The sequence below is a fragment of the Sulfitobacter sp. HI0129 genome (genome assembly GCF_001635395.1).
Classification (GTDB): Bacteria; Pseudomonadota; Alphaproteobacteria; order Rhodobacterales; family Rhodobacteraceae; genus Sulfitobacter.
In genome coordinates, this window is the sequence record NZ_LWGH01000799.1 from 1 (window position 1) to 405 (window position 405).

Sequence of the window (405 nt, forward strand, 5' to 3'; positions counted from 1 at the left end):
TGCTCATAAGTGGGCGACGGATCTTCCAGTTCGGCCTGCGGCAGGCTGGAGGTCGTCCAGGCACCGATGACCGGATCGCTGCCCTGTGTCAGGCAGGCAATCGGGATCTCCAGCGCGAGGCTGGTCACGTTGGAGGTGCCAATCAGTTCGTCGTTGTCGCGATCCTGCACGACAGGTCCGGGACCGCTGCCATACTGGGGCCACATCGGGTTGGCCGGGCCTTGGATCGGTCCGCCCGAGACGTTCACGAGGTCAAAGATCTGGCCAAGGTTCACCGCAAAGGCTTCGGCCCGCTGACCGGCGAAGACACGACCGTCGACGCTGCAGTTCGGGATATCCACGTTGTTGTAGATATACCGGCTCGCATATGCGTCGTAATCCGGCAGTGTTTTCGTGCCGATGTAG

Annotated in this window: 1 protein-coding gene; it reads right to left on the reverse strand. The window is 61.7% G+C overall.

The features are described from left to right. On the reverse strand, positions 1-405 hold a 405-nt coding region (locus A3764_RS19210; protein WP_150122309.1), incomplete at both ends, for a DUF4331 family protein.